Annotated in this window: 1 protein-coding gene; it reads right to left on the reverse strand. The window is 64.3% G+C overall.

The features are described from left to right. On the reverse strand, positions 1–801 hold an 801-nt coding region (locus H3028_RS21035; RefSeq protein WP_181299135.1), incomplete at both ends, for a vitamin K epoxide reductase family protein.

Raw genomic sequence — 801 nt, forward strand, 5'->3', positions numbered from 1 at the left:
CCAGGCACCGATCGGCAGGTTGAGAAAGCGCAGCGGCCGCGCCACCTCGGCACACGCCAGGACCGAGACGGTGAGCAGCAGCGAGCCCATCAGGTGATCGCTGTTGGCCATCGCACCGTCGGTGCCGAAGATCAGGCGGGTGAACATCAGCCAGACGCCAAGGACGCAGAGCAGTCCCAGGCTCCATGGCAAATTGACCCCGCGAAGGCCCTTCAGGGTCATGGTCGACAGGGCTCCGTCGAACTCGGGCGTGTTGTCTTCACGTGCGCCTTCCATGGCATCGCCCTGCAGGAAGGTCTTCCAGAATGGCTTGCCGCGGCGGCGCGCGTCTTTGAGGAACTGTCCCATCGCGACCAGTTCATCCAGCGCGTAGGGCATCATCACCAGCATGGCCAGCGCCTGGATCAGACACAGGGTGCACCAGGTGTCGATGAAGATCGGCTGGGCGATAATGAAGAAGATGCTCACCGCGCCAAGTGGCACCACGACCACGCCGAACGCGGCGACCATCCAGGGCATCGTCCGCCAGCGGCGCGCATCGCCCATCACCGCCATCAGCAACTCGATCATATAGGCCATGACGCCGACCCCGGCGTCGGACACCGGCCAGGCGCGCGACATGTCGGAGGTGATGATGGTTTCCGTGCCGTTGGGCTGGGTGCCGAAGAACGGGTCCCAGGCATTCGAGGTATGGCCAAGCTGGTAGGCCGCCAGATAACGTGCCAGCAAGATGCCGAGCAGCGCGAGAATCGCGATGGGCAGACGTTGCAGCCAGGTCGAGGGGTTGTAATCCCAGCCCGG

Source organism: Pseudomonas sp. Q2-TVG4-2, assembly GCF_013620795.1.
Classification (GTDB): Bacteria; Pseudomonadota; Gammaproteobacteria; order Pseudomonadales; family Pseudomonadaceae; genus Stutzerimonas.